The following is a 266-nucleotide window of genomic DNA, read 5'->3' on the forward strand; positions in this document are numbered from 1 at the left end:
GTGTGAAGGAAGATCTTTTGGAATTTCAACCATCAGATAGCCACCTTCATCTTCGTTTAATTCTAGGATTGGTTCATAGCCTGCAAATTTCTCAATAGAATTGATAAAGTTAATGGCAAGCGTAGAAACCGATGCACACACGACATCAAAGCCGTATTCGCCACTCTCGGCGTGTCCAGTAATTTCCGCACTCCTCAGCTCGCCATCTTCGGCTCTCTCAAAGACTGCTTGTATCATGTGTTCTCCTTAAAATTAAGCGTTGATTG

1 protein-coding gene is annotated in these 266 nt (G+C 42.9%); it reads right to left on the minus strand.

Annotated elements, in window-relative coordinates:
* Positions 1-237 (minus strand): ribosomal-processing cysteine protease Prp (locus ACSNOK_RS34515; RefSeq protein WP_436784666.1); only part of this gene is annotated, 237 nt, incomplete at its 3' end.
* Between the last annotated feature and the right edge of the window lie 29 nt (positions 238-266).

It is taken from the genome of Streptomyces sp. URMC 126 (assembly GCF_051386555.1).
Lineage (GTDB): Bacteria > Actinomycetota > Actinomycetes > Streptomycetales > Streptomycetaceae > Streptomyces.